General features: G+C 63.4%; 20 protein-coding genes, 1 tRNA gene and 1 pseudogene. 16 read left to right on the top strand and 6 right to left on the bottom strand.

What is annotated here, in order from left to right:
* Nucleotides 1–44 precede the first annotated feature (44 nt).
* Entirely contained in the window at nucleotides 45–1,244 is a 1,200-nt protein-coding gene (locus tag BJG93_RS17525) for a TIGR03118 family protein (protein ID WP_027195581.1), read from the top strand.
* Between the two features lie 34 nt (nucleotides 1,245–1,278).
* Here BJG93_RS17525 and BJG93_RS17530 read toward each other — a convergent pair whose 3' ends face one another.
* Nucleotides 1,279–2,520 carry a cystathionine gamma-synthase family protein gene (locus BJG93_RS17530; protein ID WP_027195582.1) on the bottom strand — a complete coding sequence of 414 codons (1,242 nt, stop codon included), beginning with the start codon at nucleotides 2,518–2,520 and terminating at the stop codon, nucleotides 1,279–1,281.
* A 251-nt stretch (nucleotides 2,521–2,771) separates the two neighbouring features.
* Here BJG93_RS17530 and BJG93_RS17535 point away from each other — a divergent pair, with 251 nt between their 5' ends.
* Complete coding sequence (locus tag BJG93_RS17535; RefSeq protein WP_027195583.1) at nucleotides 2,772–4,412, top strand: MFS transporter; 1,641 nt, start codon at nucleotides 2,772–2,774, stop codon at nucleotides 4,410–4,412.
* Between the two features lie 10 nt (nucleotides 4,413–4,422).
* Here BJG93_RS17535 and BJG93_RS17540 read toward each other — a convergent pair whose 3' ends face one another.
* Entirely contained in the window at nucleotides 4,423–4,821 is a 399-nt protein-coding gene (locus BJG93_RS17540) for a hypothetical protein (RefSeq protein ID WP_027195584.1), read from the bottom strand.
* Between the two features lie 291 nt (nucleotides 4,822–5,112).
* Here BJG93_RS17540 and BJG93_RS17545 point away from each other — a divergent pair, with 291 nt between their 5' ends.
* On the top strand, nucleotides 5,113–9,075 hold the full coding sequence (locus BJG93_RS17545) for an autotransporter outer membrane beta-barrel domain-containing protein (RefSeq protein ID WP_051374265.1): 3,963 nt from the start codon (nucleotides 5,113–5,115) through the stop codon (nucleotides 9,073–9,075).
* A gap of 171 nt (nucleotides 9,076–9,246) precedes the next feature.
* On the opposite strand, the gene BJG93_RS17550 is transcribed toward BJG93_RS17545, so the two are convergent.
* Nucleotides 9,247–9,630, bottom strand: coding sequence for a hypothetical protein (locus BJG93_RS17550; protein WP_027195585.1), 384 nt, complete (start codon nucleotides 9,628–9,630; stop codon nucleotides 9,247–9,249).
* A 242-nt stretch (nucleotides 9,631–9,872) separates the two neighbouring features.
* Here BJG93_RS17550 and BJG93_RS17555 point away from each other — a divergent pair, with 242 nt between their 5' ends.
* The 4 genes from BJG93_RS17555 (at nucleotide 9,873) to BJG93_RS17570 (ending at nucleotide 11,666) form a co-directional block, all read left to right on the top strand.
* Nucleotides 9,873–10,316 carry an Hsp20/alpha crystallin family protein gene (locus BJG93_RS17555; protein ID WP_027195586.1) on the top strand — a complete coding sequence of 148 codons (444 nt, stop codon included), beginning with the start codon at nucleotides 9,873–9,875 and terminating at the stop codon, nucleotides 10,314–10,316.
* A 28-nt stretch (nucleotides 10,317–10,344) separates the two neighbouring features.
* Nucleotides 10,345–10,752: an Hsp20/alpha crystallin family protein gene (locus BJG93_RS17560; RefSeq protein ID WP_027195587.1), complete on the top strand. Its 408-nt coding sequence runs from the start codon at nucleotides 10,345–10,347 to the stop codon at nucleotides 10,750–10,752.
* Nucleotides 10,753–10,981: 229 nt separating this feature from the next.
* Complete coding sequence (locus BJG93_RS17565) at nucleotides 10,982–11,545, top strand: Hsp20/alpha crystallin family protein (RefSeq protein WP_027195588.1); 564 nt, start codon at nucleotides 10,982–10,984, stop codon at nucleotides 11,543–11,545.
* A gap of 48 nt (nucleotides 11,546–11,593) precedes the next feature.
* Nucleotides 11,594–11,666: transfer RNA gene (locus BJG93_RS17570), tRNA-Lys, on the top strand.
* Between the two features lie 114 nt (nucleotides 11,667–11,780).
* Here BJG93_RS17570 and BJG93_RS17575 read toward each other — a convergent pair.
* A complete protein-coding gene (locus BJG93_RS17575; protein WP_027195589.1) occupies nucleotides 11,781–12,248 on the bottom strand; it encodes a PRC-barrel domain-containing protein in 468 nt (155 codons plus the stop codon).
* A gap of 191 nt (nucleotides 12,249–12,439) precedes the next feature.
* Here BJG93_RS17575 and BJG93_RS17580 point away from each other — a divergent pair, with 191 nt between their 5' ends.
* Complete coding sequence (locus tag BJG93_RS17580) at nucleotides 12,440–12,877, top strand: response regulator (RefSeq protein ID WP_027195590.1); 438 nt, start codon at nucleotides 12,440–12,442, stop codon at nucleotides 12,875–12,877.
* 74 nt (nucleotides 12,878–12,951) lie between these two features.
* On the opposite strand, the gene BJG93_RS17585 is transcribed toward BJG93_RS17580, so the two are convergent.
* A complete protein-coding gene (locus tag BJG93_RS17585) occupies nucleotides 12,952–13,947 on the bottom strand; it encodes an aldo/keto reductase (protein ID WP_027195591.1) in 996 nt (331 codons plus the stop codon).
* Nucleotides 13,948–14,139: 192 nt separating this feature from the next.
* Here BJG93_RS17585 and BJG93_RS17590 point away from each other — a divergent pair, with 192 nt between their 5' ends.
* From BJG93_RS17590 to BJG93_RS17605, 4 genes and pseudogenes are all read left to right on the top strand, one after another.
* A complete protein-coding gene (locus BJG93_RS17590; RefSeq protein ID WP_027195592.1) occupies nucleotides 14,140–14,772 on the top strand; it encodes an isochorismatase family cysteine hydrolase in 633 nt (210 codons plus the stop codon).
* A gap of 85 nt (nucleotides 14,773–14,857) precedes the next feature.
* Complete coding sequence (locus BJG93_RS17595; RefSeq protein WP_027195593.1) at nucleotides 14,858–15,370, top strand: hypothetical protein; 513 nt, start codon at nucleotides 14,858–14,860, stop codon at nucleotides 15,368–15,370.
* Between the two features lie 138 nt (nucleotides 15,371–15,508).
* A pseudogene (locus tag BJG93_RS17600) lies at nucleotides 15,509–16,351 on the top strand (AraC family ligand binding domain-containing protein); the annotation flags it as partial.
* 47 nt (nucleotides 16,352–16,398) lie between these two features.
* Nucleotides 16,399–16,806: a DUF2000 family protein gene (locus BJG93_RS17605; RefSeq protein WP_027195594.1), complete on the top strand. Its 408-nt coding sequence runs from the start codon at nucleotides 16,399–16,401 to the stop codon at nucleotides 16,804–16,806.
* Between the two features lie 239 nt (nucleotides 16,807–17,045).
* On the opposite strand, the gene BJG93_RS17610 is transcribed toward BJG93_RS17605, so the two are convergent.
* The gene (locus BJG93_RS17610) at nucleotides 17,046–17,213 is read right to left on the bottom strand and encodes a hypothetical protein (protein WP_154671744.1); all 168 of its coding nucleotides are present in this window, start codon (nucleotides 17,211–17,213) and stop codon (nucleotides 17,046–17,048) included.
* Between the two features lie 211 nt (nucleotides 17,214–17,424).
* Here BJG93_RS17610 and BJG93_RS17615 point away from each other — a divergent pair, with 211 nt between their 5' ends.
* Genes BJG93_RS17615 through BJG93_RS17630 form a run of 4 tightly spaced genes read left to right on the top strand, consistent with a single transcriptional unit; the run spans nucleotide 17,425 to nucleotide 22,325 of the window.
* Nucleotides 17,425–18,816 (top strand): class I SAM-dependent methyltransferase, encoded by a 1,392-nt coding sequence (locus tag BJG93_RS17615; RefSeq protein WP_027195595.1) that lies wholly within the window; start codon nucleotides 17,425–17,427, stop codon nucleotides 18,814–18,816.
* A 22-nt stretch (nucleotides 18,817–18,838) separates the two neighbouring features.
* Nucleotides 18,839–20,194, top strand: a complete 1,356-nt coding sequence (locus BJG93_RS17620; RefSeq protein ID WP_027195596.1) for a sensor histidine kinase — start codon at nucleotides 18,839–18,841, stop codon at nucleotides 20,192–20,194.
* 8 nt (nucleotides 20,195–20,202) lie between these two features.
* On the top strand, nucleotides 20,203–21,324 hold the full coding sequence (locus BJG93_RS17625) for a hybrid sensor histidine kinase/response regulator (RefSeq protein ID WP_027195597.1): 1,122 nt from the start codon (nucleotides 20,203–20,205) through the stop codon (nucleotides 21,322–21,324).
* Nucleotides 21,324–22,325: a response regulator gene (locus BJG93_RS17630; protein WP_027195598.1), complete on the top strand. Its 1,002-nt coding sequence runs from the start codon at nucleotides 21,324–21,326 to the stop codon at nucleotides 22,323–22,325. The genes BJG93_RS17625 and BJG93_RS17630 overlap by 1 nt, the downstream gene beginning before the upstream one ends.
* Nucleotides 22,326–22,608 lie beyond the last annotated feature (283 nt).

Consider the following 22,608-nt stretch of genomic DNA (forward strand, 5'->3'; position numbering starts at 1 on the left):
TTCATTGACCGTTAGATCGTCTGGGCAGAACAAGGAGTGCGGCCATGAAGTCTCTACTCGCTGTATTCAGCGCGCTTGCATGCGGCGCGGCCATCACGACTCTCGTGTCATGCGGCGGCGGTGACTCGAGTTCGAGCAGCGCAAGCCCGCCCGCGCAGTCGTCGTTCACAGCGACGGCTCTCGTATCCGATGGCGCGGTGCCCGCTGCCCACACCGACGCGAATCTGAAAAACCCTTGGGGCGTCGCCTTCAATCCCAAAGGTTTCGTCTGGGTCGCGGACAACGGCACCAATGTCGCGACGCTCTATGACGGCAATGGCGTTCCGCAATCGCTGGTCGTCACGATACCCGACGGCAAGAACGGCTCGGCATCGCCCACGGGCATCGTTTTCAACGGAACGCAAAGCTTCCGCGTCACGGAAAACGGCAAGTCTGGAGTCGCTGCATTCATCTTCACGGGCGAAGGCGGCACCATCACCGCGTGGGCGCCCGCTGTCGGGCCGACCACTGCGTTCGTCATGTACGACGATGGCCCGGGCGGCGCCGTCTACAAAGGTCTCGCGCTCGCCGCGATGAACAACGGCAACTTCCTTTACGCGACGGACTTCCACAACAACAAGATCGACGTCTTCGACACCGCTTTCACCAAGGTCGCGATGCCCGGCGCATTCACGGACCCGGCGATGCCCGCCGGCTTCGCGCCGTTCGGCATTCAGGCGATCGGCGCGAATCTGTTCGTCACCTACGCGATGCAAGACGCGGCTAAACACGACGATGTCGCGGGCGCGGGACTCGGCATCGTCGATGTGTACGACACCGCGGGTAACCTGAAGCAACGCTTTGCGACAGGCGGTCCGTTAAACGCGCCGTGGGGCATTGCGCAAGCGCCCGCGAGCTTCGGCTCACTGAGCGGCGCAATACTGATCGGCAATTTCGGCGATGGCATGATCAACGCGTTCAACGCATCGAACGGCCAGTCGGTGGGAGCGATCAATGGACCGAATGGCAGTCCGATCGTCGAACACGGCGCGTGGGGCATCGCGTTTGGCAACGACCTCGACAATCAGCCTTCCAACACGCTGTTTTTCGCAGCGGGCCCGAATGACGAAGCCGATGGCGTCTACGGAAGAATCGATCTGAATACAACGCCGAGCTCAGGCACGAACATGGGCACAGGCGCGGGCGCAAGCGCAGGCGCAGGCGCAGGCGCAGGCGCAGGCGCAGGGATGAGCATGGGGATGTAACGTTGCCTCGCTCAGCCTGTCAAAGCCCCGAAAACTACGCCGCGAACTTGAGCGCTTGCGCAAAATCCGCAATCAGGTCGTCGATATCCTCGATGCCCACCGAGAGCCGCAGCATACCGTCGGAAATACCCATCGCCTTGCGCGTTTGCGGTCCGGCTTCGAAAAAGATCGTCGGCGCGACGGGAATGATCAGCGTGCGCGTGTCGCCGAGACCGGTCGCCTTGATCGGCAGCTTGAGCGCGTTGACGACTTCGACCATGCGATCCGCGTTGAGTAATTCGAACGCCAACAGCCACGATGCGCCCTTGAACAGCGTCTGCGCAACTTCGTATTGCGGGTGGCTCTTCAGGCCAGGATAGAACACCTTGCCGATCGCTTCGTGCGCTTCGAGAAACTGCGCGAGCGCGAGCGCATTGTCGCTGCTTTGCTTCATGCGCAAGGCGAGCGTTTCCGCGCCCATTGCGATCGAGTGGGCCTGCTCTGACGACAAGCTCGCACCCATGTCCCTGAGGCCTTTCTTGCGGATCTGCAGGAGCCCTTGGTCCTTCGCCGCCGAACGCCGATAGTCGTCGGCGATATTCGGATACGCGCTCCAGTCGAACAGACCGGTATCCGTCACCGCGCCGCCGAGGGCAGCGCCGTGACCCGCGATAGTCTTCGTCAGCGAGTTGATGACGAGGCTCGCGCCGACGGCTTTTGGCTTGAACACTGCGGGCGAGGTAATCGTGTTATCGACGACGTACGCGATGCCGCGCTCACGGCACAGGTCACCGATACCTTGCAGGTCGGGGATCTGCGTGCCCGGATTCGCGATGGTTTCGACGAACACCATGCGCGTATTCGGCCGGACGGCGTTCTTCACGTCGTCGACGTTGCACGCGTCGACAGTCGTGACTTCGACGCCGAGTGCCCGCAAGGTGCCGAACAGACTGTTGGTGTTGCCGAACACGTAACGGCTCGACAGCAGATGATCGCCCGCGCGCAGGAGCGTGAGGAACGTCGCGGTGATGGCAGCCATGCCGGTGCTGAAGCAGATCGTGCCGATGCCTTCTTCGAGGCTGGTGATCTTGCGCTCGAGCGCGGCGGTCGTGGGGGTGCCTTGCCGTGCGTAATTGAAGCCGCCTTTCTTCGTGCCCTGGAACACGCCGATCAGGTCTTCGACGCGCTCGAAACCATATTGCACGGACGTATGAACTGGCTGACGCAACGCGCCGTGCTCAGTGCCGGCGATTCTGTCGCCGTGAACGATGCCAGTGGTGAAACCTTGCTTGTCCATTCTTGCTCCGCATGTTCAGATTGATCGGTTCCGACCGATTATCGCCTGTAACCGTTCGGCCGCGAAGTCCTTGGCGTCCCGCCTGGCGGCGCGGGGCGCCCCGAATGGGCAAGTCCGCTCCGCGATGTTGCGCTGCCGACAGTGTTCTACGGGCCCACACCTGACTGCCGGCGAGCTTGCCAGCTTGGCGGCGTCCGACTACCTTTGCTTGAGCGCAAGCTTTTTTGCCAGCGCAGAGCATGGGAGCGAACGTGGCCAATCCGGATCATATTGGCAGCAAGCCGAACACGGCGCGCGTCATCGCCGCACAGGCGAGCCCGTGTGACGAACTCGTCATCCGCACGCAGCTCACCGCGATCGATAGCCCGTGCCGGCGCAAGCGGCTCGCGCTCGCCGCGACGATCGCCGGTTCGAGCATGGCGTTCATCGATGGCTCCGTCGTCAACGTCGCATTGCCGTCCATTCAGAGCCAACTCGGCGCGAGCGTCGCGGCGATGCAGTGGGTCGTCAACGCATACCTGCTCTTTCTCGGCTCCCTCGTGCTGGTCGGCGGATCGATTGGCGACAAGCTCGGCCGGCGCACGGTGTTCATCGCGGGCGTCGCACTCTTCACGCTGGCGTCGGCCGCTTGCGGGTTTGCACCGGATGCGCTCGTGCTGATCGCCGCGCGCGCGGTTCAAGGCATCGGTGCGGCATTGCTCGTGCCGAGTAGTCTCGCGATCATCGGCGCGGTGTTCGACGACGAAGCGCGCGGACGGGCAATCGGCACCTGGGCGGGCGTCGGCGCGATCACGTCGGCAGTGGGGCCGGTGGCGGGCGGCTGGCTCGTCGACGCGTGGTCGTGGCGCGCGATCTTCTTTCTGAACCTCCCGCTGGCAGCGCTAACGATCGCGCTCGCCATCGTGGCGGTGCCCAACAGCCATAAGCCCGATGCGCCTCAACAGCTAGACTGGCCCGGCGCACTGAGCGCGGCCGCGGGACTCGCCGCGCTCACATTCGGGCTGACCGAGGCATCGGCGCGAGGCTTCGCGCATCCTCTCGTATTCTGTTCGATCGGCGCAGGCGTGCTCGTGCTCGCCGCATTCGTGATCATTGAAGCGCGCAGCTCTAATCCGATGGTGCCGCTCGACGTATTTCGCTCGCGCGACTTCACCGGTGCCAACCTCGTCACACTGCTGCTTTACTTCGGCCTTGGCGGCGCGTTCTTCTTCTTGCCGTTCACGCTGATCCGCGCGCATGGCTACACCGCGACCGAAGCGGGCGCGGCGCTGTTACCGGTGCCCTTGATTATCGGCTTGCTATCGCGCTTCACTGGCGGCCTGACGAGCCGCTTCGGTTCGCGCGTGCTGCTGAGCGTTGGGCCCGGCGTCGCCGGAATCGGCTTCATGTTGCTGGCGCTGCCGTTCGCGCGCGGTAGCTATTGGGCGGAATTCTTCCCTGCGCTCGTCGTAGTCGGGCTCGGCATGACGATCACCGTCGCGCCGCTTACCACGACCGTGATGGGCGCGGTGCCGAGCGACCGCACAGGCGTGGCGTCCGGCATCAACAACGCCGTTGCGCGGGTGGCGGGCCTGCTGGCGATTGCGGTGCTCGGTGTCGTCTTCGTGTGGTCGCATCACGCGGCGCTCTCGGCGCGGCTCGACAAACTGCATAGGCCGCAGGACGCACACCAGAGCGGGCAACTGCTGGAGCCGGTCGAGCAAGCCGCAACGGCAGCGCGCGCCGCTCATACGCCGCGCGAGGCATCCGTGGCGCGCGCGCAAGCCGATGCCATGACCGACGCGTTGCGCGCCGTCGCGCTCGTCTGCGCCGCGTGTGCGTTCGCTGGATCGGGTCTTGCAATGCTCACCATCCAGCCGCTGAAACGCGCAGCGATAGCGCGTCCGGAGTGAGATACGAAACTCAGTGACGAACGTGCCGCGCCGGCGATCTCATCGGCCGAATCACCGCGGCCGCACGCGCCTCGATTCTTGCCGCGGACGAAGTCGTTTCGTGTGGATGGGTGGCGCGGTCGTACCCGTTCATTTGCTCGTCGATGATGAAGTCCGCGACTCTCATCGCGTCGATCGAGTTACCGTCCACGTCGTACCACTCACGAATCGCGCGATTGACTTTTGTTAGTGCGGTGACCGCGAGTAGGACGGCGTCGGTCTCGGTGATCTTGCCTTCGAGATCATTCGCGAAGTAATCCGCGACCCGTACAGCCGCGTCGATCAGATTGCTGTCGTCGATCAAGTCCGTCAGTACCGCATGAACGACTGCGAGGCAAGCGTCTTTGCGTGCCAGTGCGATGTCTGTCATCAAGCTCTCCAGAGTCGAGGTAACGGGTTAGCAAACTTTGGCGGCCGCGCAAACGACGTGATCGCGAGCGAAAGCTGCCAATTCCCGAAGTTTATTCTTGACAATTCGATCCGCCTTCCTACGCTTACCAAAGCTTAGCAACATCTGAATCGCCTGCGCATACAACCATTAAGGCCACGACTGTTCGGGGAGGTGCAGTACCCAATCCACCGCCGATGGATCGTCTTGCGAAGTCGAGCTCGCAACGTGTGACCTGGCAAGCTTCCCCCGGCGTATAAAGGAGAGGCTGTCATGGCTGCAAGATCGATTCGCGGCGCATCATTGAACGCTCTTGCCGGCGGCGCGCGCCGGCAATTGGCGAGTCCGCTGAGGGCGCGGCACAAGCGGCTCAACCGCTTCAGCATCCTTCACGCGATCTGGCTCCTAGGCCTGTCACCCGTGCCGACATTGGCGCAGCAGACGGTCACCGAACGGCCCAATCTGTCTGGCAGCGAAACGATCAACACCGAAGCCAACACCGTCCTGTTCGTCGGCACCGATAACACCAGCACCAGCTTTTCCGGCACGGTCAACAACGCCGGCACCGCGAGCGATCCCGCTTCGCAGCAAGGCCAGTTCGTCAAAACCGGAGCCGGCACACTGACGCTCGACAGCGCAACGATCCGCGGCGGCTCCGCATTCGTGATTGGCGGTGGACTTGCGGTGACGAGCAGCAACGCCGCGATCGACTATCTTTCGCTGGGCTTGGGCAATGCGCCAACCGTTCCCGGATCGACCTCGTCGGGCAGCTTGAACGTCAGCGGCGGCACGCTCACGTTCAACTCCGCGCTGCAGGTCGGCGACTTCGGCGGTACCGGCACGGTCACACAAACCGGTGGCAGTGTCGTCTTCGGTATGCCGGGCACGCCGGTGTCGCTGAACCTCGGCAACCAGGGCGGAACCGGCACCTACAACCTGTCAGGCGGAACGGTCACGTTCGGCAACAGTGCCACCGACTTCATGACGCTCGGCCGAAACTCGGGAAGCAGCGCGCCGAGCAGCGGCACGCTCAACCTGAGCGGCGGCACCTTTAACGTGGCGAACGGCGCGCTGTTCCTCGGCTCGAACCTCACGTCGACGGCGGGCGAGGGCACTGGCACGATCAACCAGACCGGCGGGACCCTCGCGATCGGCGGCGCGTCGAGGCTGTACCTCGCGGCTGCCGGCAACGGCACCTATAACCTGTCGGGTGGCACGCTGCAGATCGGCGGCAGCTCGCTGTTTGGCGACTTCAACAATCTGGGCGGAACCTATGCGTTCAACCTCGGCGGCGGCACGATACAGGTGGTGGGTTCGGCGCTGAGCGCAGGCGTCAACGCAACGCTGGTCGGCGGCACGACGTCGGCCATCGATACCAACGGCATCGGCGCGAGCTGGTCCGGCGTGCTGTCCGGAAGCGGAGCGCTGGCCAAGGTCGGCAACGGCGTACTGACGCTGACCAATGCGAACACCTATACGGGCATGACCATCATCTCTGCCGGCACGCTGGCACTGACGGGCAGCGGCGGCATCAATTCGACCAGCGGGATGATCAACAACGGCACATTCGATATTTCGGGCGTCACGACCACCCCGATTCCCGGCGTCCCGACGGGCGTCGTTCCGCTGCCGAACCTGTCGGGTAGCGGCACCGTGATCGACGGCACGAACATACTGGTGATCGGCACTGACGGCACGAGCACCCATTTCTCGGGCACGATCATCAATACCGGCACGGCAAGCGACACCCAGCAGGGGATCTTCGTCAAGACCGGCGCGGGGACGTTCACGATCGACGGCGCCCGAATCCAGGGCGGCTCCGCATTCGTGGTGGGAGGTGGTCTGGCAATCACCAGCAGCAACGCCGCGATCGACTATCTTTCGCTAGGCATCGGCAATACGCTGGCCACGCAGGTGCCCGGTTCGACCTCGTCGGGCAGCTTGAACGTCAGCGGCGGCACGCTCACGTTCAACTCCGCGCTGCAGGTCGGCGACTTCGGCGGTACCGGCACGGTCACACAAACCGGTGGCAGTGTCGTCTTCGGTATGCCGGGCACGCCGGTGTCGGTGAACCTCGGCAACCAGGGCGGAACCGGCACCTACAACCTGTCGGGCGGAACGGTCACGTTCGGCAACAGTGCCACCGACTTCATGACGCTCGGCCGAAACTCGGGAAGCAGCGCGCCGAGCAGCGGCACGCTCAACCTGAGCGGCGGCACCTTTAACGTGGCGAACGGCGCGCTGTTCCTCGGCTCGAACCTCGTATCGACGGCGGGCGAGGGCACTGGCACGATCAACCAGACCGGCGGGACCCTCGCGATCGGCGGCGCGTCGAGGCTGTACCTCGCGGCAGCGGGCAACGGCACCTATAACCTGTCGGGCGGCACGCTGCAGATCGGCGGCAGCTCGCTGTTTGGCGACTACAACAATCTGGGCGGCACCTACGCATTCAATCTCGGCGGCGGCACGATACAGGTGGTGGGTTCGGCGCTGAGCGCAGGCGTCAACGCGACGCTGGTCGGCGGCACGACGTCGGCCATCGATACCAACGGCATCGGCGCGAGCTGGTCCGGCGTGCTATCGGGAAGCGGGGCGCTGGCCAAGGTCGGCAACGGCGTGCTCACGTTATCCGGCCATAACACCTTTACCGGTCCAACCATCGTCCGCAATGGCGTCCTTAATCTCACCGGCTCGTTGCAGTCGCCGGTGAACGTCGAGGCAAACGGAACCCTGGGCAGTACCGGCACGGTCTTCAACACGGTCACCAATGCCGGAACCGTTGAGCCGGGTTTCGGGCTCCCGCAGGGGCAATTCGGTGCGCTGACCGTCAACGACTATGTGGGCGACGGCGGCACGCTCGCGCTACGCACGTTTCTCGGTGTGGACGGCTCGCCGTCGGACCGGCTCGTCATCAATGGCGGCAGCGCGGACCCTTCAGCAGTGCACGTCACGAACGCGGGCGGCTCCGGCGGGTTGACGACCGGCAATGGCATTCTCGTCGTCCAGACGACCAACGGCGGCACCACGGCGCCGGACGCCTTTACGCTCGCCGGCGAGGCGCGCGGCGGCGCCGACGACTATCGTTTGTATCGCGGCGGCCTGAACGGCAGCAGTCCCGAGGATTGGTTCCTGCGCTCGGCCTTCGTCGTGCCGCCCGCTCCGGGAGAACCGGAAGAAGAGCCGGGGACAGGAATCGGCACGGAGCCCCCGCCGGAACCGCTGCCGCCAGGCGTCTATCCGATCATCGGGCCGGAACTGGCGACCTATGGCGTCGTTCAACCGGTCGCCCGGCAGATGGGGGTCGAGATGCTCGGTACGCTGCATGAGCGCATCGGCGACACGCTCACGACGCAGAGCGGTGGCGCCGGCGGCTCGGGCTGGGCAAGCTCCGCGTGGGGACGCGTGTTCGGCGGGCAGATCGACAACCGCTATGGGGCCTTCGCCGACCCGCGCGTGAGCGGCGGCGTCGGAGGCTTGCAGACCGGACTCGACGTCTGGCGCGGAAGCTTCTCGCCCGGTCATCGCGACGCGGCAGGCGTCTACTTTGCCTATGCCTACGGCAGTGCGGACGTCGATGGTCTGGTCACCAACGCGGCGTCATCCGGATACGCGCTGGAGCGCACCGGCTCGATGCATCTGAATGCGTATAGCGGCGGTGGCTACTGGACGCATTACGGCCCCACCGGCTGGTATCTCGACGCGGTCGTGCAGGGTACGTACTACGACGGCGGCGCGACCACGCAGTTTGCGAGTCTGCCGGTCCGGGGCACGGGCTTCGCGACCTCCCTCGAGGGGGGCTATCCGATCCCGCTGCCGCTCGGCCCAGGGTTCGAGCTGGAGCCGCAGGCGCAGATCGTCTGGCAGCACGTGTCGTTCAATGATGCGAACGATGGTTTGGGTGACGTCGCCCTCGGCTCGACTTCGGGCGCGAGTGGCCGGCTCGGCGTGCGCGGGAAGTGGAGCATCGAAGGCAGCCACGGGGCGGTGTGGCAGCCGTACGTGCGCGCCAACTTGTGGCGGGATTTCAATGCGCAGGCCACCACGACCTTCGCCAACGATCCGGTGCCGCTGAATGTGCAGGCCACGCGACTCGAGTTCGCCGGCGGTGTTACCGCGAAGATCAAGGATCGGCTGAACCTGTACGGGCAGCTCGGCTATCAGTTCGCGGTGAGTGGCAACAGCAATGTCCGCCGAAGTGGTGTGAAGGGCGATCTCGGCGTGCGCTACGTCTGGTAGGCCGCGCGGCGATGCACTGGCGCAGTGGGCTGGCGTTGGCCGCTAGGCATGCCCTCATTGCATTGCAGCAAAGGCACCGCCGCCGCAGTGCACGCCGGTAGCCACCCGAGCGCCCGGCAGGCGCCGAGTTCTATCGTTGTCCACCGTCCGCTGCGTGCCTGCCGCGATGCGTCACTGGATCGGTGGCACCACGCCGAGCTTTTCAGCCAGCATCCTTTCGTAGACGCCGAAGTGCAGATCGACTTCTTCCTGGGTGACCACGGTCACTAAAATAGTGATCTGCGCGAGCTGCAGGCCCAGCACCGTCGCGATCGCCGCTTCCAGCTGCGGCGCGCATAGCCGGTCGTCGGCGAACGTGGTGCCGACAGCAATCTCGTAAGCGGATTCCTGCCGGAACACCACTTCGACCAGCCGCGCCCGGGCGCTCATGTTGCTGTCGATCGCCAGCCGGATGACTTCGACCGCGGTGTGCATCGTCTCGGTGGGGAACCCCTTTGTCGAGCGCAACCGGATACGGTGACGCCCAAGAGTAAGCCAGTCGTATTCGAATTCCATGGTGTCCTCGCATGGTGTTGCAGGAGTCGTGAACGTAGGGGTGTGACGATCCAAATTCAAGAACGAAAGTCGCCATGGCCCACTTGAAATTTCCGTTTCCAGTCCTATCTTAAATATCGCTCGGGCAGCCGCGCCAGCACAGTGGCGCGCTGCGTGTTTCGATTTGTTTGCCGCAGCATGGCAGACGGACTGGAGCGCGTATGCCGGTTCGTTTCCCTGCTGCATCCAAGGAGGAAACGATCATGAGTGATCTCTACTTCGGAACCGACCTGTTTAGCGAATTCGACCGTCTGCAACGGCAGATGGCAAGTCTCTTCGGCGGTTTCCCGTCCAGCATCCGCTCGGGGCGCCTGGGCGCCTTCCCGCAGGTCAACATCGGTTCGACCGACGACTCCATCGAGATCGTTGCGTTCGCGCCCGGTATCGATCCGGCGCGTCTCGACGTATCCATCGACAAAGGGCTATTGACCATCAGCGGCGAGCGCGAGACGGCACAGCCGGAAGCGGCCGGCGACGACGTGCGTACTTATGCGCAGGAGCGGTTCGTCGGCACGTTCCGGCGCGTCATCGAACTGCCGCAGCATGCGGACCCTGACAAGGTCACGGCGCAGTACACCAATGGTTGCCTGACCGTGAGCATCGGCAAGCGAGAGACGTCGAAGCCCCGGGCCATCACTGTTCAATGAAAGCGGTCGCAGAACTGAGGAGGACATCATGAACGACACGACAGAACTTGCGAGGAAAAACGAAACGGCGGTGGCCCATCGCGAAGACGACCAGTCGCAACGGCCGATCACGCTGACGCCGCCGGTGGACATCTTCGAGGACAGCCAGGGCATCACCCTGTGGGCCGATCTGCCCGGCGTGACCAAGGACCGCCTCGATGTGAAGGTACACGATGGCAATCTCTACATCGAGGCCGAGGCGGTGGTGCCCACGCCGGCGGGGCTGCGCCTGCAGCATGCGGAGATCCGCCAGCCCCACTTCGCGCGGGCGTTCTCGCTTGGCGCTGAGTTCGACGCATCGAAAATCGATGCGAACCTGAAGGACGGCGTGCTGAAGCTGACCATACCGCGCCGCGACGAGGCCCGGCCGCGCCGCATCGAGGTGCGGACAGACTGACGGCGGCAGGCGAGCAGCAACGACAGGAAGCAAACCGGTGGCGGCTGTCCGGCCGCCATCTTGCGACCGTGGCGGCCCCGATGCGGGGCGTCGTAGGTGAATGCGCTGAAATCGCGAGGCGGCCGGGAAAGCGCTCCGCGGCCGCAGCCGCGAATGTCGACGGCCGAGGCGCGGCTTCGGCGCAATGACTGGAATCCGGTTCTCCTGCCGGACTGTAGAGGAGGATACGATGAACACCGACCCGAAGAAGTGGAATCCCTTCAAGTTCCTGCGCGGGGCGGCCCGCAAATCCGATTCGGACGGCCCGGAAAGCCCCCCGGCGAACGAGCAGTGGCGTGCCGCGTGGCCTGACATTCCACGGCTGTTCTCACGCGAACCGTGGCGTGCTGTGGAAGAGTTCTTCCATGACCCGTTTGCAGGTCGCGGCGCGCTCGAACGATGGTTTGGCGACTTCAGCTCATCGCGCTTTCAGCCGCGCATCGACGTGGTCGACGAAGGGCAGGTGTTGCGCGTGACCGCCGAGCTGCCCGGGATGAAACGCGAAGAGCTGAATGTGAGCGTCGAGGATGGGGCGATCGTGTTGCGCGGCGAGAAGAAACAGGACGTGCGCAGCGAGGAAGACGGCTGCTACCGGCTCGAGCGCGCTTATGGAAGCTTCGTGCGCACGATCCCCATGCCGGAAAACGCCGAGCCCGATCACGCGTTGGCAAAGTTCGACAACGGTGTGCTCACGTTGACCGTACCGAAATCGGAACCGACGCGAGCCACGAGTCGGACGATCGATATCGGCTAGCGCAGATAGGCAAGCAGCGCTCTCGTCGCGGCGAACATCGGGCGAGATGGGCCGTTAGCTCAGCTGGTAGAGCAGCGGACTTTTAATCCGTTGGTCACTGGTTCGAATCCAGTACGGCCTACCCACGCAACACGATTGGGCGGGTGCCGGGTGAGCGTGCACCGCCCGGGCCGGCACCCTTCGCCACCCAACGCTAGCTCACCTTGCGTTGCGGCCGGCGTTGATGACGCGTATTTCAGATATCACCCGGAGGCAAATCTTCCACGCTGCGCGCCGACGACCAGTATGGGTCGCGGTTGTAGTACTGATGGACGGTGGTACCCCATGTCACGTCCGCCATCGACGGCCAGTGGTCCTTGTCGAAGCCGGGGTCGTCCTTGATGCGCTGCGCATCGATGCTGACACGGAAACACTTGGCGTCCGTATCCAGCGTGAGTGCGTTCCACGGTATCGCATGCAGGTTGGCGCCCATGCCGAGAAAACCGCCTTCGGACAGCACTGCGTACGCAATCCTGCCGCGGCGCACGTCCAGCATGATGTCCGAAATCTTGCCGACGTCCTGGCCGTCCGATGAGATCACCTGCGTGTCGTCCAGCGTCGCCGCAGCCATCACCTCTGGGCCGGGGCCCTCCCCGGTACCCAGACCGACAATGTCGGCACCCCCGGTTCCCGGTGCGGTGCCTTCGGGGTCCAATGTGCTCATGATGTCCTCCACGTTGTAATTGGCAGAGGCTTATGCGCAACGCATGTGCCAGCAGTCACTGAGCGCACTGCGAGCGTTCGGCGCTTGCAGCGCTGCTTTCGTACGAGCAAAGCGGCCGAGCGCGACGCGACGAGCGCTTCCTGGGTACGGCGCTTGCGAAATCCGTTAGGATCGGTCCGCCCTGTCGCGTCATGCCTACTGTACTGCTCGTCGACGATGACTTTGAAAACCGCTGGGCGCTACAACTGGCGTTGGAGAGTCGCGGACACCGGGTTGTGCTCGCGGAAAACGGACGGGACGCACTGCAGAAAGCCAACGCAGATTTTCCGGAACTGGTGATCACCGATTTCGAGATGCCAGAGATGGACGGCAGGGAGCTTTGCCGGCGTCTCAAGTGTCGGGCCGTGTTGTCCGGCATACCGGTCGTGCTGCTGTCGGCTTTGCCGGAACCGACGGGAGACGTTCGTTGCTGGACTGCGTTCCTGCGCAAGCCAGCCTCGATCGAGGTATTGCTTGACACCGTCGACACGTTCATCGCCGCGCGCCTGACCTATGCGCGGGCACCGCGCGATTCCGAGTACCCCACCGCGGCGCGCTGGCGAGCCATCGATTCACGATGCTGGCCCTGAGCCCGGGCCGGCGCAACGCGAAGCCATAGCGCTTTCGCGCAGCCGCGCGGGTAGCGCGGCTCGCTAGGCCTTTTTTACCAGCGCTGGTGGACGTGAGGCGCGATATGGCGCTGATAGACTTCCCGGACGCGTTCCATGACCTCATCCGACAGCGGTGCGAGGCTCGCGGCCGAGACGTTCGACGCGGCCTGGGCCGCGTTTTTACTGCCTGGGATGATGACGGAGACGGCCTCCTCCATGAGGATCCAGCGCAGAGCCAGTTGCGCCATGGAGGCGTCCATAGGCACGAGGCCGCGCAGTTCGTCGACCGCCTTCAACGCGATGTCGTAAGGCACTCCAGAGAACGTTTCGCCGACGTCGAACGCCTCGCCGTGCCGATTGAACGCGCGGTGGTCGTCCGACGCGAAAATCGAATGGGCGGACAGCTTGCCAGTGAGCATGCCGCTGGCCAGAGGCACGCGCGCGATGACCGCCACGTCTTTCTTTTGCGCCTGCCTGAAGAACAGCTCGGCAGGACGTTGACGGAACATGTTGTAAATAATCTGCACTGAAACCACATTCGGGTATTCGATCGCCTTTAGCGCTTCTTCGACCTTTTCGACCGACACGCCGTAGTAGCGGATCTTGCCGTCGGCCACGAAGTCGTCCATTGCGTCGAACACCTCGGGACGGTAATAAACCTCCGTCGGCGGGCAATGCAGTTGCACCAGGTCGAGCGAGTCGACGCCCAGGTTCGAGCGACTCCGGTCGATGAAGGCTTCGAGCTCGCGCTTGTTCAGATAGCCGCTGGTCACATGCGGGTCGAGTCGGCGTCCGAGCTTGGTGGCGACGATGGGACGTTCGCCGCCTCGTTGCCGCAATACGTCACGGATGATCCGTTCCGAGCGGCCGTCGCCGTAGACGTCGGCTGTGTCAATGAACGTGACACCGCCATCGAGCGCGGCGTTGAGCGCCGCCTTGGCATCCTCTTCCGCAACACTGCCCCACGAGCCGCCGATTGCCCATGCGCCAAAACCGATTTCCGACACGTTCCAGCCGGTACGACCCAATTTTCTCTTCGAAAGCGTCATCTGGATGCTCATCCTCTATGTTTGCGAAGTGACGTCGCAGGTGTTTCATTACGTTGCGGGCGTGCGGGCGACGTCTGTACGCAGTGTAGCAAGTGGGCAGGGCGGCCGGCGCGATGCCCTGAAGTATGATCTCGATGGTCTCGAAGCAGCCGCTCACACAATAGGACGTGGAATCCGGATAAAGGTGGCGTAATGACATCCAACGCAGGTTCTCGCGGCATCGCGAACGACGGGCTCAGCGGCGAGCGCACGAGTGCACGGATTGCCGCAATCGTGCCATCGCAAACCGCACTTCTGGTTATGCACTACCAGACCGACATTCTCGGACTCTTTCCATCGGTCGCGCCGGCGTTGCTCGCCAATACGCGCCGGTTATGCGACGCGGCCCGGGCCAAAGGAGTCAAGGTCTATTTCATCAATCTGCGGTTCAGTCCGGGCTATCCGGAGGTCAGCCCATTGAACCGGAATGGGCAGGGAATCAAAAGCCTTGGTCTTTTTCTCGAAGACCGGACCTCGCCAGAGTTGGGCCAGCAGGCAAACGAACCGCTCGTCATCGCGCATCGTGCGAGCGTGTTCTTCGGCACCGATCTGGAGGCGCAACTATTGAGGCAAGGTATCGACTCGTTGATCATGGTCGGCATTGCATCGACCGGGGTCGTGCTTTCCTCGGTCGCGTACGCGAGCGATGCGGACTTCCGCCTATATACGGTCAAGGACTGCTGTTACGACCCCGACTCGGTGGTACATGAACATCTGTTTTGTACCGCATTCGATTCACGCACGACGGTGCTGTCGCTCGCGGATGCGTTACGGTTGCTCGCGTAGACCGATAGCAACGATTCGGCGTCGCCGGTCGCATCGGCATGTGATTTGCTGACTGCTGGAAGAGACACCCACCAGGCGACAAACCGTGGCGGCAAAAGCAACCGGTATCACCCCGCTCCAGATGTTCGAAAGCGTCGTTATCCGCTTGTATGACGGCGGCGTCCTGTCGCCGGCCGTGCTCGAACGTGTGATCGGCGCTTTCGCGCAAGCGAAAGTCGACTGGCATGACACGGTGGAAGGCCGCGCCGTCGATGGCCGTTCACTGCACGACATCGTCGCGCTGACGATGCTGCCGGGACAACCCGTCGAATCGGCGTCGGCATCGTTCATGACCGTGATCGAACACATCGCGGGCGGCGCGTCGGAGACGAGCGAGGAAGGCGCGCGGCCAAAACCCGCGCGGCGCAAAAAAGCCGCGCCGCCGCTGGAAGATAGGGAAGCGGAGTCGGAGCCCGAATCGCAAGAACTGCTTGCGCAATTGTCGGGCGACGGACGATCCGGCAAGCGCCGTCGCGCAACCCGACAGGACGCGCCGGCGAGTCCGCGCAGCTATAACCCGTTCGTCAACGCACAGCCCCCGCGTTCGAAAAAGCCGTGAAACCGGTGCGCCTTCGTCGACGCGAAACCGCGCACGGCCGATCACGGTTCGCTCACGGGAGCGTTCGCGCATGCCGATTCTCCTGCTGCCGTACACTGTCCGGAAGCCGCATCACCTGCTATCCGCCAGCCCATCCTCATGCCCAGCCCGCTCAGTCGCGACAACTGGCTAACCGCCCGCCGCGATGCCGAAACCGGCATCGAAAGCCTGCGCGCGCATTTCAGCGGCCATGCCTACGATCCGCACGATCACGACGACATGTTGATCGGCTACACGGAGCAGGGCGTGCAGCGGTTCCAGTGCCGTCGGTCGTTGCACACGAGCGTGCCGGGCCGCGCGATCCTGATCGAGCCCGGCGCGCTGCACGATGGCCACGCGCCCGAGGCAGGCGGCTTCACGTACGCGATGCTGTATCTGCCGCAAGCCTGGGTCGAGCACGCGGCGCGCCGGCTCGATCTGCCAGGACTGGCCGGCGTCGAGGCGGCGTTCGGCGAGACGCTCGTCGACGACCGCGCGCTCGTCGAGACGATCCGCCAGGCGTTTGTCGCGATTCACGGCAACGAGGGCCGGCTCGCACGCGACCAGACGCTCGATCGTCTGTTGCTGCAACTGGGCGCCCAACTGCGCGGCGCGCCGCTGAGCGGTGAAGCCGCCGCGTCACCCGCGATTGCGCGGGTACGCGATCTGTTGCACGAGCGTATGGACGGCAACCCCGGGCTCGACGAACTCGCCGAGCTTGCCGGCATCGACCGGTTCCGCTTGACGCGTCTGTTTCAGCGCGCGTTCGGCACGCCGCCGCACGCGTATCTGGTGCGCTTGCGTCTGCGCGCCGCGCGGCGCCTGCTCGCAACCGGCCGCACGCCCGCGCAGGTCGCTGCCGAAGTCGGCTTCGCGGATCAGAGTCATCTCGGCCGCTGGTTTCGTCGCGCGTACCGGATGACGCCGGCAGCGTACCGGCAGATGTGCACAAACGTTCCAGACCGATCGCGCGGCATCGTCGATCATGAGCGGCTCAACCAGGAGTCATCATGTTCGATACCAAAGTAGCGCTGATCGTGCGCACCGATCTCGCGGTCTGGCAGAAGCTCAATGTGGTCGCGTTTCTCGCGACCGGCGTCGCCGCCGCGGCACCCGATGCGCTGGGCGAGCCCTACGAGGATGCCGCGGGCAACCGCTACGGCCGCATGCTCGGCCAGCCGATGATGGTGTTCGCCGCCGACCGCTCCGGTCTGCAGAACGCGCATCGACAGGCGCTGTCGCGCGAGCTCGCAATCGTGCCGTATGTGCAAGCGATGTTTTCGACGGGGCATGACGCGGCGAACCGCGCAGTCTTTCTTGCCGAAGAGGCGGCGAATCTCGACCTCGTCGGTCTCGCGCTGCACGGACCGAAGAAAGCCGTCGATAAAGCCGTGAAAGGTTTGGCCTTGCACGAATGACGAGTCGGCGCGTGCGCGAGCCGCTCAATTGCCGACGCTACTCGCGCTGAAGATCAAAAATAAAAACGTTTGCCGCGCCGCACTTGAATTGCATTAAAACAAAAAATGTTATTCGGCGAATGCACGTGGCATCAATTCCCGCATCGCTTCACTTCGTTGCGAGTCTCAAAGCGGTATCGCGTCAAAGCGCCGGTCTATCCAAAGGGCATAGATGCGGCAGGCGAAAGTAGCGCATCCGCTCAATAGCGGAGCGTGTCGTCATCGTGGCAATGCGACTGCAAGTCTTTGTCGAGAAACGAATTGTCGGCGATTGCACCGGCGCGGCCGCCAAGTCGTTCCAAATGGTTGTTTGCAAAAACGGCCTTCTGCGGCACGTACATGCTCGCAAGAATACCTTGCGCATACATTTCATTCTGAATTTGACATTAGTCAGAATTGAACCTGTTGATGTTACACTGCAACGCGCTGGAGCCATTCTGGCAAAGGGCTTTGGTGTTTCCAGTTCAACTGTGGTTTGAAACGCGTCCACGACTTGTCGCGGTGCCGTGCGTGCGGCAGCCATTCACTGGACTTCTCCAATAGCCTGCTGCGTTCCCGGATTCCTCAGGTACTTATACCGTGTACTCTCAAACGCAAATCGACCCGGTGGTCAGCTTCCGCAACTCGCAGCGCGAGCATGTGCGTGGGACGATCATTAACCTCCAGAGAAAGTCGTTGGTCATGGAGGTCTACAACCCCTACTCCATCGTGCAGGTCAGCGAGGTGCTAAGCGAGCTGAGCGTGCGCATGGGCACCAAGAATGCCTATCTCGGCAAGGCGGTGGTCGTGAGTCTGGTGAACACCGGTCTCACCGCGGTGGTTTCTCTGGCGCTCATCGACGAATGGCGAGAGCTTAGCGTTCTGCCCAATGAAGCGAAGTCGGTCGGACGGGAAGCAGAACTCTTTATTAGCGACTGGGACGCGCGCTTCAACATCCGGCGCGACTATCAGATCGTCGTGAACGAGATGCGCGCATTCCTGTCGGAAGTGTCGCGCTGGGTCGAGCAGGTCGATCTGACCGAGAGCTTGCCGAAGGCCGAAGGAGGCAGGCTGCGCGAGGACCTGTTCTACGAGCTTGCCACGCCGATCATGCTCAAGATCAAGTTCTTCCTCGACCGCCTCGAGGAAGAGGCCGAGCGTGTCGATGCCGAGACCGCACCCGTGCATCGCACTTATGCGCAATCGGCACTGCATCCGTTGCTGCTGCGCGCGCCGTTTGTCTACCGCACATTCACGAAGCCGCTCGGCTACGCCGGCGACTACGAGATGGTCAACCAGATCCTCAGCGATCCGCAGCAGGGACCGACCACTTACTTCCAGATCGTCAATACGGCGTTCCTGCAGGCCGCCGTCGCGACCGCGCACCGCAACCGCATCACGCTGCTGATCGACTTTCTGACGCGTCAGGCCGAGGCAGCGCGCGCGGCTGGCAGACCGTTCCGCATCCTCAACGTCGGTTGCGGGCCCGCTTTCGAGATCCAGCGCTTCGTGCGGGAATATCCGCATCCTGAGCTGCTGTCGTTCGAGCTGGTCGACTTCAGCGAGGAAACGCTGGCGTTCACGAAAGACGCGATCGAAAGCTCGGCGCACGCCGCGGGACATAAAACCTCGGTGCAGATGGTGCATCAGTCGGTGCACGATCTGCTCAAGCGTAAGATCTCAACCGACCCGTCCGCGCGCGAATTCGACGCGGTGTACTGCGCGGGTCTGTTCGACTATCTATCGGACAAGGTCTGCGCGCGCCTTCTCAGTTACTTCGCCGCTCGCACGCGACCCGGCGGCCAGTTGCTGGTCACCAATGTCCATTCGGCGAATCCCGAGAAGTACGGGATGGAGCATTTGCTCGAGTGGTATCTGATCTATCGGAACGAGAGCGGCATGAGCTCACTGCTTCCGTCCAACTCCACTGACCAGAAGCTCTACGTCGACGAGACCGGGGTGAATGTGTTCGCGCAAGCCACGATCCTCTGAAACCGTGTCGACAACCCTGTCCATGACTACCAGTCCCCTGCAGAGCGGCTATCAAACCGAGCTGGCCGACTTTCGCGTCACGTTCAGCCGGGGTGGCGCGTGCACCGCCATTGCGCTCGTGCTGCTCGGCGTGGGGCTGGATTACGCGCAGTATCCGCAGTATCAGACGTCCTTCGCGCTCGCGCGTCTGCTCGTGTCGTTGATGATCGGCGGGATCGTGGCGTTGCTCGATACCGACATGGGGCGGCGCCTGACTCCGTGGCTGACGCTGTCGTGGCTATTGCTGCCGCAGGCGATGATTTCATGGATGATCTGGCGCACCGACGGTGTTTTGTCGCCCTACTACATGGGCCTGAATCTGGCCATCTTCGCGTCCGGCATTGCGTTGCCATTTGGCTTGTGGCAAAACCTCGTGTTCGGCGTGTTGTCCTGCTTTCTCTATCTGGTCGCGTGTCTGCTGCCCCCGCATGACGGCATGCCGCTCGGCACGCTGACCGTCAATGTTCTGCTCCTGCTGTTCGCCGCTGCCGCCAGTGCCGTCTACACGTTCTTCAATGAACGCGTGCGCTTCATGCTGTTTCGCCTGAAGGCCGAGGTGTCCGCGAAAAACGCGGAGGTGTCCGCGAAGAATGCGGAACTCGAAGTGATTAATCGCCAGTTGCTCGACATCAAGGGCCAACTGCTGCAGCAGGAAAAAATGGCGGCGATCGGTACGCTCGCGGCGGGCTTGCTACATGAAGTGAATAACCCGGTGAACTTCTGCCTGATGGCGATCGAGGTTGCACTGGAAGAGCCGATTTCGAAGCAGGAGCCGACGCTGCAGGAATGTCTGGTCGACGCGCGGCAGGGCATGCAGCGGATTCAGCACATCGTGTCGGACCTGAAGACTTTCGCGTATCGCAAGCCCGGGGCCGAAGCGGAGTCGGGTACGCCGTTCCTGTTCGAAAAGGCGCTCGATTCGGCGATCCGGCTCGTCGGCCATGAATTGCGCGGCGTCACGGTGACGCGCGAACTGCCCGTGGATACGCTCGTGCAAGGCGACGAGGCGGCCATCATCGGTGTGCTGATCAATCTGTTGTCGAATGCAGTGCTGGCGATGCGCAAGGCGGCCACGCCCGCGCCGGCGATTCACATCAACGTGAGATGGACGGAAGGTCGCCTGCACGTGACGGTCAAAGACAACGGGCCGGGCATCGCGCCGGAAAATATTGCGCGCGTGTTCGAGCCGTTCTTTACGACCCGCGAAGTGGGACAGGGCCTGGGCTTGGGGCTGTCGATCAGCTATGCGGTGATCGAGCGCCACGGCGGTCTGCTGTTTGCTGAAAGCGAACTGGGAAGTTGGGCGGCATTCAGTTTCGATCTGTCGCCTGCGCCCTGAGAAACGCCATGAATGACATCCGACAGACACAGCCCACTCTTCTCTACGTCGATGACGAAGAGTTGGCCTGCAAATATTTCGCGCGCACGGTCGGTGCGGATTACGAGGTCCTGCTCGCCACCAGCAGCGACGAGGCAATCGCTATCCTCGAGCAGGAGAATGCCCGCATCGCGGTACTGGTCACGGACTTCCGCATGCCGGGGCGCGACGGCGGCGACCTGCTGCGTCAGGTCGCGCTGGAATACCCGCATATCGTGCGCATTCTGGTCACCGCTTACGCCGACGTCGAGATGCTATTGCGTACGGTCAACACCGGCGAGGTGTTCCGCATCCTCGAAAAGCCGCTGAAGCCGGCTGCGGTGCGCGATACGCTGCAATTGGCATTTGAGCGCTATCACGAACGTGCGATGCAGAACCAGCGTCTGATCGCCATCGACGAAACCCTCGCGTTCATCGCGCACGAACTGAATACGCCGCTCGCGGCGATCGCGCTGAACGCGCACAGTATCGAAGATCGCACCGACGCGCAGCGCGATGCGGAGGGCGAAATTCTCGGCGCCGCGAAATCGATGCGCGAGAGCGCGCAGTACTGCATGGCGGTGGTGTCGTCCTTCTGGCGCTCCGTCCACAACGGGCGCCGGCAACCGGAAGGCGACGAAGCACGCATCGAAAGCACCGCGCATGGGCTGATCTCGGCGTTGCTCGATACGTATCCGTTTACGACCGCGCAGCGCTCGTGGGTGCAGGTCGACGTCGACAGCGACTTTGCCGTGCTCGCGCAACCGAATTGCGTGGCGCTCGTGCTGTCGTCGTTGTTGTCCAACGCGTTGCGCGCGCTCGCGGAGGTGCGCTCGCCGTCGGTGCGCTTTACCGTGACGACGGAGCCCCATCCGAGCATCGGCATCTGCGACAACGGCCCGGGAATTCCGCCGGAAATCAAAGACCGCCTGTTGACGGACCCAATTACGACGCACGCGAAATCCGGGGGGAACGGCTTGGGCCTGATTCTATGCAACCGTGTCATGCAGTCCTGTGGCGGCGGACTCAGGATCGAGTCCACGCCGGGGGGAGGCACCACCGTAGTGCTGGATTTCCCCCATATCAAAGGTCAAACGCACAGGAGTTGTTGATGAACGAAGCAAAAGCCACAGAGGAGTTGGCGCCGGCGATCATCTTCGTCGATGACGAGGCGACCGCCGTCAAGTACTTCCAGCGTGCCATCGGAAGCCTCGCGCCGGTCCTGACTGGCGGCTCGGTGGAAGAGGGCAAGGCGCTGCTCGACGAGCATGGCGACAGGGTGGGGGTGCTTGTCTCCGACCAGCGCATGCCGGGCGAGTTCGGCAACGAGCTGCTGCGCTATGCGAGCGAGCGCTTTCCGCATGTCGTGCGGATTCTGACCACCGCGTATTCGGAGATCGACCAGACCGTCGCGGCCGTCAACCTTGGTCATATCCATCGCTACATCAAGAAACCGTGGGACATCACGGCGCTGCGCATGGAATTGAAGCAGGCGCTCGAGCTGGCCGAGCTGCGCAAGGAGCGCGATACGCTGGTGCGCGAGAAGCTGGGCGTGCTGCAAAAGCAGGTGGTCGCCACGCGCATCGGTCTGCTGCGCACGCTGTCGGCCACGCTGATCGGGCCCGAGCGCTTCCAGCCGGTCGAGACCTATCTTGCCGCGGCGGTACTCGCCGACGTGCCGACTTCCGAGCCCGACTGGCTGTTGCAGGACTACTCCGATCTGATCGCGGCCGAAAGTGCCCGCAGCGGCGCGTTCGGTCATACGGTGGCGGCGCACCTCGCCGCGCTGCGTAACCGTCACGGCGGCGCGAGCGCGAGCGGCGCGCTGACGGCGCTGACCGGGGCGCTTGCAGACGCAGGCATCAAGGTGCGCGGTGAAGGCGATGGTCTCGTGTTTGACCAGCCGGCCGCACTCGCGGAGTTTCTCGCGGAGCCGGGCAACAACGCGGTGTCGAGCGCACACGCCGCATGGCTGGCGAGTCTTCTGTGGCTCGACGGCAATGACGCTGCACTGCAGCCAGCACGCGAAGGCGATGCGATCGCGTTCCGGCCGGCGCAGCACGGCACCGAGTTCGCCGCCGATCGCCTTGCCACGTGGATCGAGCAGTTCTGACTACTTTGCTACCCGGGCGCGGCATCTGACGCGCCCATCCTCCTGCCGGCTTCGCGCTGCAGCCCGTCACGGCTAGCAGCGCGTCGCTGACAACGACGGCTCGCCCGAGCCGTCCCGGCTTTAGCCGATCACCCACACCCCTTCACGCGACATCCGCGCCGGCGACGCACGTCGTGCGCGCGCGAGCATGCGCGGCTATCAGACCGGCATTTCAGTTCGATGAAACCCACGCTTTTCCATTCAATGGGACTAGGCGATAGGAAAATTCAGCAAAAGTTCCATG

The sequence above is a fragment of the Paraburkholderia sprentiae WSM5005 genome (assembly GCF_001865575.2).
Lineage (GTDB): Bacteria > Pseudomonadota > Gammaproteobacteria > Burkholderiales > Burkholderiaceae > Paraburkholderia > Paraburkholderia sprentiae.

What these genes read in the sequence shown, in the direction of transcription:
- BJG93_RS17525 (WP_027195581.1), top strand. Translation starts at nt 45, where the DNA reads ATGAAGTCTCTACTCGCTGTATTCAGCGCGCTTGCATGCGGCGCGGCC.
- BJG93_RS17530 (WP_027195582.1), bottom strand. Translation starts at nt 2,520, where the DNA reads ATGGACAAGCAAGGTTTCACCACTGGCATCGTTCACGGCGACAGAATC.
- BJG93_RS17540 (WP_027195584.1), bottom strand. Translation starts at nt 4,821, where the DNA reads ATGACAGACATCGCACTGGCACGCAAAGACGCTTGCCTCGCAGTCGTT.
- BJG93_RS17545 (WP_051374265.1), top strand. Translation starts at nt 5,113, where the DNA reads ATGGCTGCAAGATCGATTCGCGGCGCATCATTGAACGCTCTTGCCGGC.
- BJG93_RS17550 (WP_027195585.1), bottom strand. Translation starts at nt 9,630, where the DNA reads ATGGAATTCGAATACGACTGGCTTACTCTTGGGCGTCACCGTATCCGG.
- BJG93_RS17555 (WP_027195586.1), top strand. Translation starts at nt 9,873, where the DNA reads ATGAGTGATCTCTACTTCGGAACCGACCTGTTTAGCGAATTCGACCGT.
- BJG93_RS17560 (WP_027195587.1), top strand. Translation starts at nt 10,345, where the DNA reads ATGAACGACACGACAGAACTTGCGAGGAAAAACGAAACGGCGGTGGCC.
- BJG93_RS17565 (WP_027195588.1), top strand. Translation starts at nt 10,982, where the DNA reads ATGAACACCGACCCGAAGAAGTGGAATCCCTTCAAGTTCCTGCGCGGG.
- BJG93_RS17575 (WP_027195589.1), bottom strand. Translation starts at nt 12,248, where the DNA reads ATGAGCACATTGGACCCCGAAGGCACCGCACCGGGAACCGGGGGTGCC.
- BJG93_RS17580 (WP_027195590.1), top strand. Translation starts at nt 12,440, where the DNA reads ATGCCTACTGTACTGCTCGTCGACGATGACTTTGAAAACCGCTGGGCG.
- BJG93_RS17585 (WP_027195591.1), bottom strand. Translation starts at nt 13,947, where the DNA reads ATGACGCTTTCGAAGAGAAAATTGGGTCGTACCGGCTGGAACGTGTCG.
- BJG93_RS17590 (WP_027195592.1), top strand. Translation starts at nt 14,140, where the DNA reads ATGACATCCAACGCAGGTTCTCGCGGCATCGCGAACGACGGGCTCAGC.
- BJG93_RS17605 (WP_027195594.1), top strand. Translation starts at nt 16,399, where the DNA reads ATGTTCGATACCAAAGTAGCGCTGATCGTGCGCACCGATCTCGCGGTC.
- BJG93_RS17610 (WP_154671744.1), bottom strand. Translation starts at nt 17,213, where the DNA reads ATGTATGCGCAAGGTATTCTTGCGAGCATGTACGTGCCGCAGAAGGCC.
- BJG93_RS17620 (WP_027195596.1), top strand. Translation starts at nt 18,839, where the DNA reads ATGACTACCAGTCCCCTGCAGAGCGGCTATCAAACCGAGCTGGCCGAC.
- BJG93_RS17625 (WP_027195597.1), top strand. Translation starts at nt 20,203, where the DNA reads ATGAATGACATCCGACAGACACAGCCCACTCTTCTCTACGTCGATGAC.
- BJG93_RS17630 (WP_027195598.1), top strand. Translation starts at nt 21,324, where the DNA reads ATGAACGAAGCAAAAGCCACAGAGGAGTTGGCGCCGGCGATCATCTTC.